This window comes from Pseudobutyrivibrio ruminis AD2017 (assembly GCF_000424305.1).
Classification (GTDB): Bacteria; Bacillota; Clostridia; order Lachnospirales; family Lachnospiraceae; genus Pseudobutyrivibrio; species Pseudobutyrivibrio ruminis_B.
Map to the genome: position 1 here is coordinate 314,555 of NZ_AUJQ01000003.1, position 16,698 is coordinate 331,252.

17 protein-coding genes are annotated in these 16,698 nt (G+C 39.4%); 10 read left to right on the forward strand and 7 right to left on the reverse strand.

Features of this window, described 5'->3' with window-relative positions; all coding sequences use genetic code 11:
- Window positions 1-10 precede the first annotated feature (10 nt).
- From G611_RS0101290 to G611_RS0101300, 3 genes are read right to left on the reverse strand one after another with little or no spacing between them, the layout of a single operon-like run.
- Window positions 11-625 carry a hypothetical protein gene (locus G611_RS0101290; protein WP_028242064.1) on the reverse strand — a complete coding sequence of 205 codons (615 nt, stop codon included), beginning with the start codon at window positions 623-625 and terminating at the stop codon, window positions 11-13.
- 4 nt (window positions 626-629) lie between these two features.
- On the reverse strand, window positions 630-1,250 hold the full coding sequence (locus tag G611_RS0101295; RefSeq protein ID WP_028242065.1) for a YesL family protein: 621 nt from the start codon (window positions 1,248-1,250) through the stop codon (window positions 630-632).
- 18 nt (window positions 1,251-1,268) lie between these two features.
- A complete protein-coding gene (locus G611_RS0101300) occupies window positions 1,269-2,324 on the reverse strand; it encodes a LacI family DNA-binding transcriptional regulator (protein WP_028242066.1) in 1,056 nt (351 codons plus the stop codon).
- Window positions 2,325-2,591: 267 nt separating this feature from the next.
- Here G611_RS0101300 and G611_RS0101305 point away from each other — a divergent pair, with 267 nt between their 5' ends.
- From G611_RS0101305 to G611_RS0101340, 8 genes are all read left to right on the forward strand, one after another.
- Complete coding sequence (locus G611_RS0101305) at window positions 2,592-3,503, forward strand: ABC transporter permease (protein ID WP_028242067.1); 912 nt, start codon at window positions 2,592-2,594, stop codon at window positions 3,501-3,503.
- A gap of 13 nt (window positions 3,504-3,516) precedes the next feature.
- The gene (locus tag G611_RS0101310) at window positions 3,517-4,428 is read left to right on the forward strand and encodes a carbohydrate ABC transporter permease (protein ID WP_028242068.1); all 912 of its coding nucleotides are present in this window, start codon (window positions 3,517-3,519) and stop codon (window positions 4,426-4,428) included.
- 56 nt (window positions 4,429-4,484) lie between these two features.
- Window positions 4,485-6,149: an ABC transporter substrate-binding protein gene (locus tag G611_RS0101315; protein ID WP_028242069.1), complete on the forward strand. Its 1,665-nt coding sequence runs from the start codon at window positions 4,485-4,487 to the stop codon at window positions 6,147-6,149.
- A gap of 27 nt (window positions 6,150-6,176) precedes the next feature.
- Window positions 6,177-7,703: a glycoside hydrolase family 32 protein gene (locus G611_RS0101320; protein ID WP_028242070.1), complete on the forward strand. Its 1,527-nt coding sequence runs from the start codon at window positions 6,177-6,179 to the stop codon at window positions 7,701-7,703.
- 20 nt (window positions 7,704-7,723) lie between these two features.
- Window positions 7,724-8,689, forward strand: coding sequence for a carbohydrate kinase family protein (locus G611_RS0101325; RefSeq protein ID WP_196801523.1), 966 nt, complete (start codon window positions 7,724-7,726; stop codon window positions 8,687-8,689).
- Between the two features lie 211 nt (window positions 8,690-8,900).
- Window positions 8,901-10,220 (forward strand): replication-associated recombination protein A, encoded by a 1,320-nt coding sequence (locus G611_RS0101330; protein ID WP_028242072.1) that lies wholly within the window; start codon window positions 8,901-8,903, stop codon window positions 10,218-10,220.
- 18 nt (window positions 10,221-10,238) lie between these two features.
- On the forward strand, window positions 10,239-11,528 hold the full coding sequence (locus G611_RS0101335) for an aminotransferase (protein ID WP_028242073.1): 1,290 nt from the start codon (window positions 10,239-10,241) through the stop codon (window positions 11,526-11,528).
- 87 nt (window positions 11,529-11,615) lie between these two features.
- The gene (locus tag G611_RS0101340; protein WP_036947675.1) at window positions 11,616-12,827 is read left to right on the forward strand and encodes a 6-phosphofructokinase; all 1,212 of its coding nucleotides are present in this window, start codon (window positions 11,616-11,618) and stop codon (window positions 12,825-12,827) included.
- 86 nt (window positions 12,828-12,913) lie between these two features.
- Here G611_RS0101340 and proC read toward each other — a convergent pair whose 3' ends face one another.
- The 4 genes from proC to G611_RS0101360 all read right to left on the reverse strand — a co-directional run bounded on the left by proC (window position 12,914) and on the right by G611_RS0101360 (window position 14,998).
- A complete protein-coding gene (proC, locus tag G611_RS0101345; protein ID WP_028242075.1) occupies window positions 12,914-13,708 on the reverse strand; it encodes a pyrroline-5-carboxylate reductase in 795 nt (264 codons plus the stop codon).
- Window positions 13,709-13,748: 40 nt separating this feature from the next.
- Window positions 13,749-14,039, reverse strand: a complete 291-nt coding sequence (locus tag G611_RS0101350) for a type II toxin-antitoxin system PemK/MazF family toxin (RefSeq protein WP_028242076.1) — start codon at window positions 14,037-14,039, stop codon at window positions 13,749-13,751.
- Window positions 14,033-14,284 carry an AbrB/MazE/SpoVT family DNA-binding domain-containing protein gene (locus G611_RS0101355; protein WP_028242077.1) on the reverse strand — a complete coding sequence of 84 codons (252 nt, stop codon included), beginning with the start codon at window positions 14,282-14,284 and terminating at the stop codon, window positions 14,033-14,035. Before G611_RS0101355 ends, G611_RS0101350 begins: the two co-directional genes overlap by 7 nt.
- 429 nt (window positions 14,285-14,713) lie before the next feature.
- Window positions 14,714-14,998 (reverse strand): hypothetical protein, encoded by a 285-nt coding sequence (locus G611_RS0101360; protein ID WP_036947678.1) that lies wholly within the window; start codon window positions 14,996-14,998, stop codon window positions 14,714-14,716.
- Window positions 14,999-15,181: 183 nt separating this feature from the next.
- On the opposite strand from G611_RS0101360, the gene G611_RS0101365 reads away from it, so the two are divergent.
- Together G611_RS0101365 and G611_RS13530 are read left to right on the forward strand one after the other, a co-directional pair.
- Entirely contained in the window at window positions 15,182-15,388 is a 207-nt protein-coding gene (locus G611_RS0101365) for a hypothetical protein (protein ID WP_028242079.1), read from the forward strand.
- Window positions 15,389-15,402: 14 nt separating this feature from the next.
- Window positions 15,403-16,698, forward strand: coding sequence for a glycoside hydrolase family 5 protein (locus G611_RS13530; protein ID WP_051195001.1), 1,296 nt, complete (start codon window positions 15,403-15,405; stop codon window positions 16,696-16,698).

Here is a 16,698-nt window from a genome sequence, read left to right on the forward strand (position 1 = left end):
GCAGCGATTACTAAAGTGTAGACAGCAGCGACAGCTTTGATTCGGTGTTGGTGTCGGAGGCGATGATGCCTAAGTAGATGGGTTCGGTGTAGCCTGCCTCTGAAAATGGCGAAAAGCCTGAGATGTCGATGGCATAAGCCTTGCCGGCATCATCACGTATAAATAATGGCTCGAATTCATCTAAAAGCGATGGGTTGTTAGCCTTGATGAATTCCTCTGGGTCTAACAGGTAGTCGGAGCTATTTGCGTTGTCCAAGGCGAAGGAATCGCCTATGATGATGTCTAGCTTTTCAGCGCTGATGGCAGACATAAGCTTCATGGAAGAAGCGTAGGCGTATTGCAGATTCTCGCCGGATGGGTCTTCTGTAATGAGAAGATCACGGTAGCTGCTGATGATTAGACCACTTTGGGATTCTAATTCATCTGTCATGCCTTCGTCTACGGCTACATTTACGTAGGCTACATATAAATCAGCTGAATTGCTGTTTTTTATAGTTTTGATAATAGAAAAAATAGCGCAAATCAAAACTACAGTTACGATTATGTGGATTTTGTAGTAATCCCATATGTACTGTAGTTTTTGTTTTGCGCTTAATTCTTTAAATGATGTATTTCTTTCTTTCATAATATTATTCTTCGTTTCGTTCTTCACACTGGATTAAGATGTTCTTCATAAGCATGGCAGAAAACAATGCACATGTGCCAACTCCAAAAATGATAAGTGGTGTGCATACGTAGTAGATGAGATAAGCCATGATTACGTATATGCCAGCCATTATAACAGTGCAGAAGATGAATCTCATTCCAAGCATGATGGAATTCTTGAACATGTTGATTATCGTATTTTCGAAGCGGGCGTTAAGTGGAAAAACCCATAAAAGTACGATGATGTATGCGATGCAGGCTACCAAAAGGATGGCGCTGACAAGTGTCCAGAATGCTGATGTAAAGCATAGATGGTACATTACATAAGCATCAACAGCAAGCACTACGCCAAGTACAGTCATAATGATTCCGATGATAGTGCTTTTCAAAAATTCATTCTTGAAGCTTGAAAAGAAGGCCTTAGTAATATAGCCCTCCTCATCGCGAGCAATCTTTCCAGTGCAATAGCAAAGGGCAGTAGTGGAAGCACCAATTGTAAAAACAGGTATGCAGCAAACGAACCAAAGAATGTTAAGCCAAACGCTGTATACAACCTTTGTCAAAAATCTAAGGACTGGTCCGTCATAGTTCAATAAATTACGCATAAAAAACTCCTATATGCATTAATTTCTAGTAGACGCTCTATAAATAAGATTTGTCTCTGTGTAAACAGTTCTGTAGTTCAAATCAGGCTGTTCGATACGTGACAACAGCAGGTTTGCTGCTGTGTAGCCGATGGCCTGTGAGTGTATGTGGCAGGTGGTAAGAGCAGGTGTCATTACCTTTGATTCGGCGGAATCGTCGAAGCCACAAATCATAAGATCATCTGGGTAAGATTTACCCATAATCTTTAGGCAATTTACAATATCTATAGCAACGAAATCGTTGGCGCAGATTAGAAGCTCTGGATATTCGTCAAGCTGTGAGAAGACGTTGTACAAGCAAGAAAAGTAATCTGGGCCGTGCTTGTGAATATCTACCAAACAGAATTTTTCATCTATAGAAAGTCCGTTTAAATACATTGCATTTCTGAATGCCATGTATCTTTCGAAGAATGAGCGACAGTGATTAGCCTCTCCTACGAACCCTATCTTTTTAACGCCTCTAGCCTTCATGTCAGAAATAAGCTGATAGATTCCAGAAGAGTTGTCCATCATAAGGACGTCACCAGCAAGCTGTTTTTCGTGGCTTTCCACAGGGCCATCTACGAATAAAAGTGGAAGATCAAGGCACCCTAACATCTCGCAGTATTTAAGGTTAAACATTTCAACGCAGATGATTCCAACCGTGCGCTCCTTATTAAAGCTGGCTGGAAAAGTCAGGTCTCTAAGGTTGTCACTTGTGACTCTGTGCATGGTCATGCTGTAGCCCAAGCCTGTGATTTCGTGCTGGAACTTGTCCAACATAGTAGATGCAAAGTGTGAGTTATCAAGGAAGTTTCCTATGAAAAGGGCAAATTCCCCAGTTTTTAATGGCTCTTTTGCAGGAGCGCTTCCTAATATATCAGAAACTGAATTAGCATATGAAAATTGCTTGTATCCCATTTCGACAGCTTTTGCCAAAACCTTTTCCCTAGTGGCGTCAGCAAGGATACCGGTATTGTTGATAGCCTTTGATACAGTGTTTCTAGAAACCCCTAATGCATCGGCAATATCTTGAATAGTAACTTTGTTTGCCATTATAATCTCCTGTATTAAAATGAAATGTAAAAACTAAAAAAATAATTAATTCAAAAGTAAATTGTTACGGCATAATTATAAAATGTAAAAATATATTTGTCAAATGTAAAAATGTATGTGAAAATTGTTACAAAAACGCCCCGAAATAGTTGTTATATTTTTACAAATAAACAAAAATACATTGACACAAATGTAAAACATGGTATAGTTTATGCATAAACAACTTGTGCAAACGCACAAATAAATGTGACATATTTAGGAGGATGAATGGAAAAGGAAGGAAAATTGCATAACACCCTGACATATGTTATGCATCACTGGAGATTATATGTGTTCTTTTTAGGACCAGCACTGTTACTTACAATCATATTTAAGTACCTGCCAATGGGCGGTATATTGATTGCATTTGAAAAGTATAGCCCTTTTAAAGGCTTCTTTGGAAGTGAGTGGGTAGGATTAGAATATTTTAAACAGTTCTTATCTTCACCAGACTTTATGTCTTATCTTGTTAATACATTAAAGCTTAGTGTATTTGGGTTATTATGGGGCTTCCCAGTACCAATCATTTTAGCTCTTCTTCTTAATAGAATAGAGAGCAGCAAGATAAAGCAGAAGATTCAGCTTGTTTTATACATGCCAAACTTCATTTCAGTTATCGTACTTTGTGGTATGGTAAGAATTCTTCTTTCAGTTACAGGACCAGTTAATATGATGTTTAATACAACAATTAACTTCCTCACATTACCAGAAGCATTTAGACCAATCTACATTATAAGTGGTATCTGGCAGGGAGCTGGTTGGGCATCAATCATGTATACAGCATCACTTGCAAATGCCAGCCAGGAATTAAAGGAAGCAGCTCAGATCGATGGAGCTAACATCTTCCAGCAGATTAAGGCAGTTGAGTGGCCAGCAATCAAGGACATGGTTGTTATCCAGTTCATTTTACAGGCAGGTAACATCATGAGTATCGGATTTGAAAAGGCATATGCACTTCAGACAGATCTTAACCTTGGTGCTTCAGAAATCATTGCAACCTATGTATATAAGAAAGGTTTGCTTGACGGAAACTACAGTTATTCAACAGCGGTTGGTTTGTTCAACACAGTAATCAATCTCATCTTACTTATCTCAGTTAATAAGATTGTAGAGAAGATGAACGATGGACAGGGACTGTAATCAGGAGGAAGAAATGGAAACAAAGAAAAAGAAAAAAAGTGCGTTTTCCAGATATTCAGCTGGTGACAAAGCATTCTTAATCGTAGGATATTTAATTTTAGCATTATTCGTATTTGCGATAATCGTTCCTATGGTATACATCGTAATAGCATCCTTCATGGATCCTATCACATTACAGAATACAGGTATTACTTTTGACTTAGATAAATGGACTCTTACAGCTTATGAAAGAGTTATTTCAAACGGACAAATTTGGGTAGGCTTTAAAAATGCAGTGATTTATTCATTAGTGTTTACCTTCCTATCAGTAGCTGTAACAATGCTCTGTGCCTACCCAATGTCATTACAAGACTTTAAGGGAAGAAAAATATTTAACGTAATCTTCATGATTACAATGTTCTTTGGCGGTGGTTTGATTCCTACATATTTGCTCATCAGTAACTTAGGCCTACTTGATAGCATGTGGGCAGTAGTTCTTCCAGGAGCTTTCTCAGTATGGAACATGATTATCGCTCGTACATATTATAGAGGAATCCCAGGCGAGCTTAGAGAAGCTGCCGAGGTTGATGGAGCTAACGAGCTTACATTATTCTTCAGAATTCTTCTTCCTGTATGTACACCAGTTATCGCAGTTCTTTGCTTATGGCAGTTCGTAGGAATGTGGAACAGCTACTTCGATGCAATGATTTACTTAAACACAGCATCCAAGCAGCCACTTCAGCTTGTACTTAGAGCTATTCTTATTCAGAACCAGCCAGATGCAGGTATGATTGCAGATATGCAGTCTACAGCTGAAAGAGCAAGACTTGCAGAGCTACTTAAGTATTCAACAATTATTATTTCAAGTTTACCACTTCTTGTAATGTATCCATTCTTCCAGAAGTATTTCGATGCTGGAATTATGGTGGGTTCAGTAAAGGGTTAAATCGTTTTTGCTAGTAACGGCACAGAGCCGTTCTATATATAGGAGGAGAGAAAAGAATGAAAATGAAAAGCGCAAAGAGAGTTGTTGCAGCAGCTCTAGCCGTAACAATGGCATCTACAATGTTTGCCGGTTGCGGTTCAAAGGGAAACAATGCAAGTAACGCTGATAAGGTTGATATGGAAAACCTTAAGTTCCCACTTGCAGAGACAGTTACTATTACAGGTACAACAAGCTATCCTGTAGGAACTGAAGAAGATCCAAACAAGCGTACAATCTTCAAGAGATTAGAGGAAGAGACAAACGTACACGTCGATTGGACAGCAATTTCATCAGACCAGTGGGGTGACAAGATTTCACTTAACATGGCTAATGCAAACACTCTTACAGATTTCGTATTTACAGCAGGCTTCGGCGACAACGACTTAATCAGATATGCTGACCAGGGCGTTATCGTTCCAGTTGAAGAATACATTGATAACTACATGCCAAACCTTAAGGCAGTATTTGATAAGTACCCAGAGTACCGCACAATGTGTGAGGATGCTGATGGACACATCTGGGCACTTCCATGGATTGAGCAGCTTGGTTCTGAGAAGACTGCAATCCAGACAGTTGGTAACAACATGACATTCATCAACCAGAAATGGTTAGATTTCCTTGGACTTGAGACACCTACAACAGTAGATGAGTTCGAGCAGGTATTACTTGCTTTCCAGGAGCACGCTCCAGAGCTTCAGAAGGAATTCGGTATTGATGGTGACATCATTCCAATGTCTTGTATCGTAAACGACCAGGATCCAAACCTTCTTATCAACGGTTTTGGCGATGGTATCGGTGATGTTGATATGGGACAGCACATTGCAGTTACAGATGACAAGAAGGTTATTTGTACAGCAACAACAGATGGCTTCAGAAAGGGTGTTGAATGGTTACACAAGCTCTACGCTGAAGGACTTATCGATCCAGAGTGCTTTACACAGGATTGGTCAACATACGTTGCAAAGGGTAAGTCACACAGATACGGCGTTTGCTTCACATGGGACGTAGCTAACATCGATAACATTCAGGACTATGTTCCACTTAAGGCTCTTAAGGCTGATACAGTAAACGTAACTCCACAGAACGGTTCATTCACATCAGGTTTTGATAGAGGCCGTTGTGTTGTAACAAGCGTATGCAAGAACCCAGCTTTCGTTTGCGCATGGCTTGATAAGATGTATGATCCATTCCAGTCACCACAGAACAACTGGGGAACATACGGTGAAGATGATGATTTCGATATCTTCGAGCTTAGCAAGAACGCTGATGGCGAGAAGATGCTTAAGCATGCACCACTTGGCGATGCTTCTCCAGTAGAAGTTCGTGAGGCTGAGTGCGTTGGTGGTCCTCTTGCAGTACTTGATGAGTACTATGGAAAGTATGTAACATGCCCAGATGATGCACAGTATCGTCTTGATTGGATCAAGGATTACTACACAGATGATATGCACTGCAAGTATGTTTACCCACGCGTATTTATGTCAGCAGAAGACACAGAAAAGCTTTCAGCAATCCAGACAGATTTAGTATCATACTTAAACTCAAGCAAGGCTGAGTTCATCAGAGATGGTATTACAGATGATTCATGGAATGCATACATTAACCAGGTTGATAGCTACGGCTTAGACCAGTACCTTGAAATCTATCAGAAGTATTTCGATGATTTCTATTCAGGAAAATAATATTAAATAGTAAGGAAGAGAAGATATATGAACAGTCAAACTTTGAGAGAGGCCAGAAAATACGAGGAGGCCTTTGAAAAGTTAATTCCAGCGGAGCAAAGACCAAAATTTCATTTGTCTCCACGAGTAGGTTGGATGAACGATCCAAACGGATTTTGCATCTATAATGATGAGTATCATTTGTTTTATCAGTATCATCCATATGATGCACATTGGGGACCAATGCATTGGGGTCATGCAGTCAGTAAGGATTTGCTCCACTGGGAGTTCCTTCCTGTAGCACTTGCACCAGATGAATACTACGACAAGGATGGCGTTTTCTCAGGAAGCGCAATCACATTAAAGGATGGAAGACATTTGCTCATATACACGGGAGTAATGAAACGCACTGTGGAAAATGGACAGATGAAGGAATTTCAGACACAGTGTGTTGCAATAGGTGATGGCCTAGATTATGAAAAATACGAAAATAATCCAGTAATTAATTCGGATTTGATTCCAGAAGGTTCAAGCAAGACAGATTTCAGAGATCCAAAGATTTGGGAAAAAGCTGATGGAACTTACAGATGTCTTGTAGCAAACCGTCCAGCAGATGGAAGTGGTCAGTTACTCTTATTCAAGAGTGACGACTGCATCCACTGGGATTTTGAAAAAGTATTTGCTGAAAACAAGGGACGTTACGGTCTCATGTGGGAATGCCCAGATTTCTTTACATTAGATGGTAAGGGTGTTCTTCTTACAAGTCCACAGGATATGCTTCCTGAAGGCTTTGAATTCCACAATGGTAATGGTAACCTTTGCATTATCGGTTCATACGATGATGAAACAGATACCTTTACAGAGGAAAATGTTCAGGCTGTTGATTACGGTATCGATTTTTACGCTATGCAGACAATCCTTACAAAGGATGGCCGTCGCGTAATGATCGGCTGGATGCAGAACTGGGACACAGCAGGTGCTCATGATGCCAGAGAGCCATGGTTTGGTCAGATGACACTTCCTAGAGAAGTTACAATCAAGGAAGGCAGATTATGTCAATGGCCTATAAAAGAGCTTGACGAGATGCGTACAAATAAGGTAGAGTACAAAGATGCATTAGTTGAAGCAACAAAAGACCTTAAAGATAGTGATAGCGAATCTATCAAAGGTGGTGTTTCATTTGATGGAATCAAGGGTAGATGCCTTGATATGGAACTTGAGGTTAAGCCAAAGGATATTGACGCAATGTTTGACAGATTTGTCATTTCAATTGCTGCAGACGACAAGTTCCACACAGATATTGTACTCCGTCCAAAGGAAAATATTGCAAAGATTGACAGAAAGTTCTCTGGAAGTAGACGCGCAATAGTGCATCAGAGACGTGCTCATATTCCATGGACAGACGAGACAATTAAGGTTAGAATTGTCATGGACAGATACAGCATGGAGGTATTCTTCGAGGAAGGTAAGTATGTTATGACAGCATCACTTCCAACAGATGTATCCTGCGATGGAATCTATTTCAATACTAACGAAGATGCTATCGTTAGCATCACAAAATATGATTTAAATTAAAATAATTAGAGCGAGGGATTATGAGTAAAACATTAGACGTAGTTGCTTTAGGCGAGCTATTAATTGATTTCACTGAAAACGGGTTAAGTGAGCAGGGTAACCCACTTCTTGAGGCTAACCCAGGTGGTGCCCCATGTAACGTGCTTGCAATGCTTCAAAATTATGGTAAGTCCACAGCATTCATTGGCAAGGTAGGAAATGACAATTTCGGACATGTATTAGCGGATACAGTTAAGGAACTTGGCATTGATATTTCAAATTTGAAATTCGATGACGAAATTCACACAACACTTGCTTTTGTACACACCTACGAAGATGGAGATAGAGATTTCTCGTTCTACAGAAACCCAGGTGCTGATGTTAGATTAAGCGCAGAGGAGATAAATCCAGAGCTTATTAAGAGTGCTAAAATTTTCCATTTCGGTACACTTTCAATGACACATTCAACTGTGGAAAACGCAACAATAAAGGCTATCCAGCTTGCAAAGGATAACGACTGCTTAGTCAGCTTTGATCCTAACTTGCGTCCACCACTTTGGAGCGATTTAAGCGTTGCAAAGGAAAAGATGGATTACGGTTTTAGTAAATGCGATATATTAAAGATTTCTGATGATGAGATTACATTCTTTACAGGCGAGGCTGACGTCTTAAAGGGTGCACAGCTTATCAAGGAAAGATACGGAATTAAGCTTGTTTGTGCAACACTTGGTAAGGATGGTAGCTACGCACTTTACAGAGATAAGGTTGTTAAATGCGATCCATTCCTTAATCCAAACACAATCGAAACAACAGGCGCTGGCGATACATTTATGGGTTCAGTACTCAACTCAGTACTTGAGGTTGGTATCGACAATTATGATGAGGACAGCCTTTTAGGAATGCTTACAGTAGCAAACGCCGCAGCTTCTATTATCACAACAAAGCGCGGAGCCTTAAAGGTAATGCCAAAAGAGGACGAGATTAAGGAGTTTATTAAAACAAGATAGTTTGTTTTTGAAAATGAATTACTTGCCCTACGGACAAATGTCCGCCACAGACAAATTTTTTGTTGTAAGTGAATAGGTTTTATAGTATAGTATCAGAGATGGTTACTTTAGTAGGGTAAAGTGAAATCTCTGATACTTTTTCTTTTATATAAATCTCTGAAAATGTGCTATTATATTTAGGAAAAAGTAAGATATTAAGGAAGGTATCCACATGGATCTTTTTGATTACATGCGACAGGAAGCAAAGAAAAAAGAATCGCCTCTTGCAGCAAGACTTCGTCCTACCACTTTAGATGAGGTGGTTGGGCAGCAGCACATTATTGGCAAGGACAAGCTTTTATATCGTGCCATAAAGGCCGACAAGCTTTCTTCAATCATATTCTATGGGCCACCAGGTACAGGAAAGACTACTCTTGCACAGGTTATAGCCCACACCACATCAGCAGAATTCACATCTATCAATGCCACTACATCTGGAAAAAAGGATATGGAAGCAGTGGTTGAGGGTGCCAAGCAAACTCTTGGAGCTTATGGCAAGAAAACCATATTATTCATAGACGAGATTCACAGATTTAATAAAGGACAACAGGATTACCTGCTACCATTTGTTGAGGACGGCACAATCATATTGATAGGAGCCACCACAGAGAATCCTTACTTTGAGGTAAACGGCGCGCTTCTTTCCCGTTCCATTATATTTGAGCTTAAGCCACTGGATGCCAGCGATATAAAGACTCTTATTATGAGAGCTCTTACAGATAATGAAAAGGGCTTAGGCAGCTATGATGCCATCATAGATGATGACGCTTTGGAATTCTTGGCAGATATTGCAAACGGAGATGCCAGAAGCGCTCTTACTGCTATAGAGCTAGGCGTTCTTACTACAGACAGATCTGAGGATGGTAAGATTCACATCACCATCGATGTTGCCAGCGAATGTATCCAAAGAAGAGTTATCAAATACGATAAAGATGGCGATAATCATTATGACACCATCTCTGCTTTTATTAAAAGTATGAGAGGTAGCGACCCAGATGCGGCAGTATATTATCTGGCAAGAATGCTATACGCAGGAGAAGATCCTAAATTCATAGCAAGACGTATCTGTATATGCGCATCAGAGGATGTTGGAAATGCAGACCCACAGGCTCTTGTGGTAGCCACATCAGCATTCCTTGCAACAGAACGCATTGGCATGCCAGAATGCCAGATTATCTTATCTCATGCAGCCACCTATGTGGCCTGCGCACCAAAGTCAAATGCAGCCTACGGAGCCATTGACCTTGCGATGCAGGAGGTAAAAAACAACACTACCAGACCAATCCCAACCCATCTCCAGGATGCCCACTACAAATCAGCAGGCAAGCTTGGACATGGCATTGGTTATGAATATGCACACGATTTCCCAAATCATTTTTCACACCAAAGGTATCTGCCTGAGGGACTTGAAATCGGTGATTTCTACAAGCCAGGGAACTTGGGCTATGAAAAGCAAATTAAAGATTATTTAGAATACATAAGAACCCACTAAGAAAGAGAGAGGACCAAAATGAAAAAGTACACTGAAATGACCCCAGAAGAATTAGCAGCAGAGAAGGAGCTACTCAGAAAAGAGTATGTTGCATGGCAGGCAAAGGGCCTTAAGCTTGATATGAGCCGCGGCAAGCCATCACTTGAGCAGCTCAACCTTTCTATGCCACTATTCGATATCCTTGATGGAAAGTCACTTATGAAGTGTATGAATGGTGTAGAAACTAGAAACTACGGCCAGCTTGAAGGTATCGTAGAGGCACAGCATCTTATGGCAGAAATTATGGATTGCCAGCCAGAACAGGTTATTGTCTGCGGTAACTCATCACTTAATATCATGTTTGATACAGTTGCTCGTGGTTACATGTTTGGTTTCGATGGATGCACACCATGGTGCAAGCTTGATAGAGTAAGATGGTTATGCCCAGTTCCAGGTTATGACAGACATTTTGCTATTACACAGCATTTTGGATTTGATATGATTAACGTTCCTATGAACGAGGACGGTCCAGATATGGATGTTATCGAAGGCTTAGTTGCGGCAGATGACAGCATTAAGGGTATCTGGTGTGTTCCAAAGTATTCTAATCCACAGGGTATCGTATATTCGGATGAGGTTGTCAGACGTATGGCAAACCTTAAGCCAGCAGCTAAGGACTTCAGAGTATTCTGGGATAACGCATATGCGGTACATCACCTTTACAAGGAAAAGAGCAAGATTTTAAATATCCTTCACGAGTGTGAGGAAGCAGACAATCCAAATCTTGTATTTGAATTTGCATCTACATCTAAGATTACATTTGCAGGCGGCGGTATCGCTGCAATCGCTTGCAATCACAACAACCGTGAAGAACTTAAGAAGACACTTACAGTTCAGACAATCGGATTTGATAAAATCAACATGCTTCGCCATGCTAGATACTTCCAGGATGTGGAATCAGTATCTAAGCACATGGAGAGACATGCAAAGATTCTTCGTCCTAAGTTTGAGCTTGTTATTAAGACAATGGAAGAGGATTTAACAGGTCCTGGATGCGGTTCATGGATTTCACCAAAGGGTGGATATTTCATCACATTTGAGGCTCCAAAGGGAACAGCTACTCGTATCGTAGATTTAGCATCAGAGGCAGGTGTTAAGCTTACACCAGCCGGAGCACCATTCCCATACCACATGGATCCAGCTGATTCAATCATCCGCTTTGCTCCATCACTTCCACCAATCGAAGAGCTAGAGCAGGCAGCTAAGATATTTACAGTATGTGCGCGTATCGCATATCTTGAAAAGCTTATTTTAGCTAAGATGGAATAATATAAAAATACCTATTCATCCTCCCATCTACTTATGGTAGAATAACCATTAGTAAGCTCATATGAGCAATTGATGGGAGGATATATCATGGGTAACGCAATCGTCGCACAGTCAGGTGGTCCTACTGTTGCAATCAATGCCAGTCTTGCTGGTGTCATTGAGGGAACACTCGCCTCAAAATACGATAATATCTACGGTTCCTTAAACGGAATTCTCGGTATCAAAGATGACAATGTCATCGACCTTGGAAAAATCGCAAATTCTGATCCAAACTTTATTAAACAACTCAAAACTACACCTGCTATGTTTTTAGGTTCATGCCGCTTTAAGCTTCCTAGCGTTGAGTCAAATGACCCTATCTACAAGCATCTCTTTGAACAGTTCGATAAGTACAATATCGACGCATTTTTCTATATCGGCGGAAATGATTCTATGGATACCGTTGATAAGCTTTCTGCATACGCAAAACAAATCGATTCACACATCAGATTTATTGGAGTCCCTAAAACAATTGATAATGACCTTTGTGTCACAGACCATACACCAGGTTTTGGTTCGGCAGCTAAATATATTGCTACTACTACAATGGAAGTAGTATATGACGCTAAGATTTATAATTCACCTAGTGTAACTATTATTGAGGTAATGGGACGTGATGCAGGATGGCTTACAGCAGCTACATCACTTGCCAGAAATGAATACTGTGCAGGCCCTGATTTAATCTACTTACCAGAGGTGCCATTTAATACAGAGATTTTTGTTAACGATTTGTCTCGTCTTCTCAAGGAAAAGACAAACATCGTTGTTGCAGTTTCAGAGGGTATTCGTGATGCTGAAGGAGAATATATCTCAGCATCAACAGGAACACTTGATAACTTTGGGCATGCTCAGCTTTCAGGTGCTGGAAAGACTCTTGAATATCTTGTTAAGGACAGACTTGGTTGCAAGTGTCGTTCTATCGAGGTAAATGTACTTCAGCGTGCAGCAGCTCACATCAGCTCACTTACAGATATTGAAGAAGCGGTAGAGCTTGGTAAGCATGGTGTTAAGTATGCTGAGGATGGAGTTACAGGTGCAATGGTTATCTTAAAGCGCACAAGCAACGCACCATATACTGTTGAATACGATTACGCTAAGATTCATGATATTGCAAATGAAGCAAAGGAAGTGCCTAAGGAGTGGATTAATTCAACTCACAACTGGGTTACTGATGAAATGATTGAATACTTAAAGCCTTTAGTTCTTGGGGAGCCAAAGCTTGAGTATAAAGATGGATTACCTGTATATGTGACAATGTAAAAAAAGGCTTCCCCCTTTGGGGGAAGCTGTCACCGAAGGTGACTGATGAGGGCTGTATCTACAAATGCTCCTCATCAGTTATTTTTTTACAATTCTCTAGATTTATCAATACAAACCCTTTCAGCTTCTATAACTGCATTTCTAAAGCCAAGTGCTTCAAGAGTAGCTACAGCTTCGATGGTAGTGCCACCTGGAGAACAAACCTGATCCTTAAGTACGCCAGGATGTTCCCCAGTTTCAAGAACCATTTTGGCAGAACCAAGTACAGCCTGTGCTGCAAATTTATAAGCCTGTGCACGTGGCATGCCTTCTGCTACGGCGCCATCTGCAAGTGCCTCTATAAACATAAATACATAGGCAGGTGAAGAACCGCTGATTCCTACAACTGCATCCTGTAATTTCTCAGGAACAATTTCAGCCTTACCAAATGATTCGAATAGCTTAAGAACGTCCTTGGCTTCCTCATCAGAAACCAGCTTGTTAGGGCTAAGTGCGCTCATTGCCTCACCAACAAGAGCAGGAGTGTTTGGCATAACTCTAATCAGCTTAAGCTCTTTGCCAAAAAGCTCTGAAAGCTTCTCTAGTGACTGGCCGGCAGCAATGCTTACTACAAGCTTGTTACTGTAATCCATATCCTTAATACCATCAATGGCATGAGGAAGATACTGTGGCTTAACAGCAAGAAAAACAATATCTGCAAATTCAACAACATCTCTGTTGTTAGTGCTAGTTTTTACGCCAAACTCATCACTTACCTTATCAAGAGCAGCCTGAAAAATATCACTGGCCATTACAGCTTCCGCATCTACCATGCCAGCGGAAATAATTCCACCCATCATGGCAGAACCCATGTTACCTGTTCCAATAAATCCGATTTTCATGTTAGTCAATACCTCCTACTTTGCTATTATTTGTACTGAATCAAAAAATATCGAATAATCCCTGTATAACATCTATTATATTTTGCATTTCATTTAGTGGTAAAGTCCCAAGCTTTTTATAGAAACGTGTATTTAAATCAATATATCTTAGCTGTTCTGTAATAAGTAAATCTTTAGAAAATGAATTTTTAATATGAGTGATAGATTCGCTAAAGTTGTTACTTAAAGGAATCACAATGCAAACTTCATTTTCATTAATTATATCACGGCTAACAACTAATAAATGGTTTTTTATGCCTTCAACTTTAATAATTTCTCCTTGGCTTACCACAATTCACTACCTCTGCTTTCGCCCCACTCTATCTCAGGACCAAAAGAAAGCTGTAATCCTGTTTCATCCATTCTTTCTTCAAGTGTCTTATGCGTAAATTGTTTTTTGGCAGGTTGTAGAGTTAATTTACCATTATCAATAACGGCATCCAATGCATCACCTATTTTAGCATTCATTAATTCCATGATTTCTTTTGGCAAAATAATCCCCTGACTATTTCCCCATTTTTTAATGGCAACTTGCATATCGACCCTCCTATAGTTATACAATGTATATACTATATTGTACACGCTATGCATTCATAAGTAAATAAAGAAAGCATCATTGCTGATGCTAATTAAAAATTTCTATTTTGTTGTTGGTTTTTAATGATATTACTATCTAGTCATAGGTTTTTTATGCGAGATAGTAGTGCTTGAATGGATATTTACTATCTGGATTGTATTTTTTGTTACAGATAGTAAATGATTATGGTGTTATTACTATCTTTATAAAGGTTTTATTATACAGGTAGTAATTGTTAATTAATTTGTTACTATCTATTTTTTGTTTTTCATGTCAGATAGTAATTATGCTATATCATACTACTATCTACTGGCGAATATTTTTTGTAGATAGTAAGTTTAAGAATTTACACTACTATCTGAAATTGTTTTTTATTGTTAGGTAGTAGATTATATTACATTCAACCACAATCTGCTTAAATCGCGTTCCTCCAGCAAAGTGAGAGCGTGTCTAGCCTTGGAATATTGAATTCTGCTGATTGAAATAATATAAAACTGACGAGCACCATTGTATTTTCTACGAAGGAAAAATGGAATGGGCTGGAAAGATTTAGAAAACGCTACTGATTGCTCTAAAAGCAAATCAGATGTGCGATTAGATACCTGTCTGTTAGTTGTACGGCATAATACAACATCTTTACAAACGTTTTTAGATAGTTTTGGTTTCTTTTTCATAATACATTATCCTAACTAGCTTCTAAAAAAGCTTGTTGATTCATCCCTACACTAATACGTTAGCAAATATAACTATTTATAGCAATAGTATTCACAATAAAATCATCTTTTTTAAAGCCATAGATTGTAGTAAAATATGTCCCATAGAGAATAATTAATTATTGATTAGAAAAGAGGTCTTAGATGTACGATTTAACAGGAAAAACAATATTAGAAATAAAAGAATATGTTAATTCTCTCAGCAACGAGGAATTAGATAAGTTTATTGACGAGGTAGATTTTGCAGATTATGACTTCGATTTAGAGGCCATTGATTTGCTTACAAGCTCACGTCTTTACGACTACATTCAGTACTCACACAATGGAGAGGCTACTATATCATTTGACTAATTGGGAGGATTACAATGGTTAGTAAGAAGCAGAAGTTTTGGACAGTCATACTAGTAATAGTTCTAGTAATAGTTATAGTAGGTGGCGTTTTTGGAATCAGCTTTGTTAAGGGTAAGGTTACTTTCCCTTGGCAGCTTCAAACTGGCGAAGCTAAGACTGAACAGGTGAAGGAGCCTGCAAAAGAAGAGCCTAAGCTTGTTATAAAGGAAAAGAAACAGGACGAATCCGCTAAGAAGGAACAAGAGCTTAAGAAAGCCAAAGAAGAGGCAGAGGCAGCAGCAGAAAAAGAAACAGAAAAAACTGAAGAAGAGCCTGCTGATAATCTTCTTAACGATATAAAGCTTAAATATTATGGCAAGCTTGCTGTTGAGGATTCTCATCTTGTAGATGCAGATGGCCATGAGGTTCTTCTTATGGGCGTCAGCACTCATGGAATTAACTGGTATCCAGAATATGCTTCAGCAGAGACTATCAAATCCTTAAGAGATACCTGGGGTATCAATGTCATCAGACTTGCTATGTACACAAGCGACTATAATGGTTATTGTGTTGCAGGTAAGGAAAACCAGGAAAAGCTTAAGGACATTATTGATGATGCAGTAGAGGCTGCAACTGAAAACGATATGTATGTCATTATTGACTGGCATACATTAAATGATGCAGACCCTAACGAATACAAGGCTGATGCTATTCAGTTCTTCGGAGAGATGGTTCGTAAATACGAATCAAACGAAAATGTAATCTATGAGATTTGCAATGAGCCAAATGGAGATACCACTTGGGATGATGTTAGAAAATATGCTAACGAGGTTATTCCGGTCATCAGAAATGTTGATAAGGATGCTATCATTTTAGTGGGAACACCTAAGTGGGCTACCGATTTAGATTCAGTTTTAGATAAACCACTTGATTTTGATAATATCATGTACACATATCATTTCTATGCAGGCACTCATCATAAGGCTGAAAGAAACGCTCTTAGAGATGCGTTGGATGAAGGTCTTCCAGTTTTCATTTCAGAATATGGTTTGGTAGATGCTGATGGAGATGGAGACTTGAATGAGAAAGAGGCTGATTATTGGTATGATATGATTCGCAAGGAATATGGTGTATCTTCTTGCATGTGGAATCTTTCAAACAAGGATGAAGGTTCTGCCATGATTAATGCAGATTGCGATAAGCTTTCAGATTTTACAGAAGAAGACCTTTCTGAATCAGCAATGTGGTTGATTGACCAAATTTCACAGCTTAAGCACAGTGATTTAGAAGAAGGTGTGGATTGGATCACACCTGAGAATAATAATAGATAG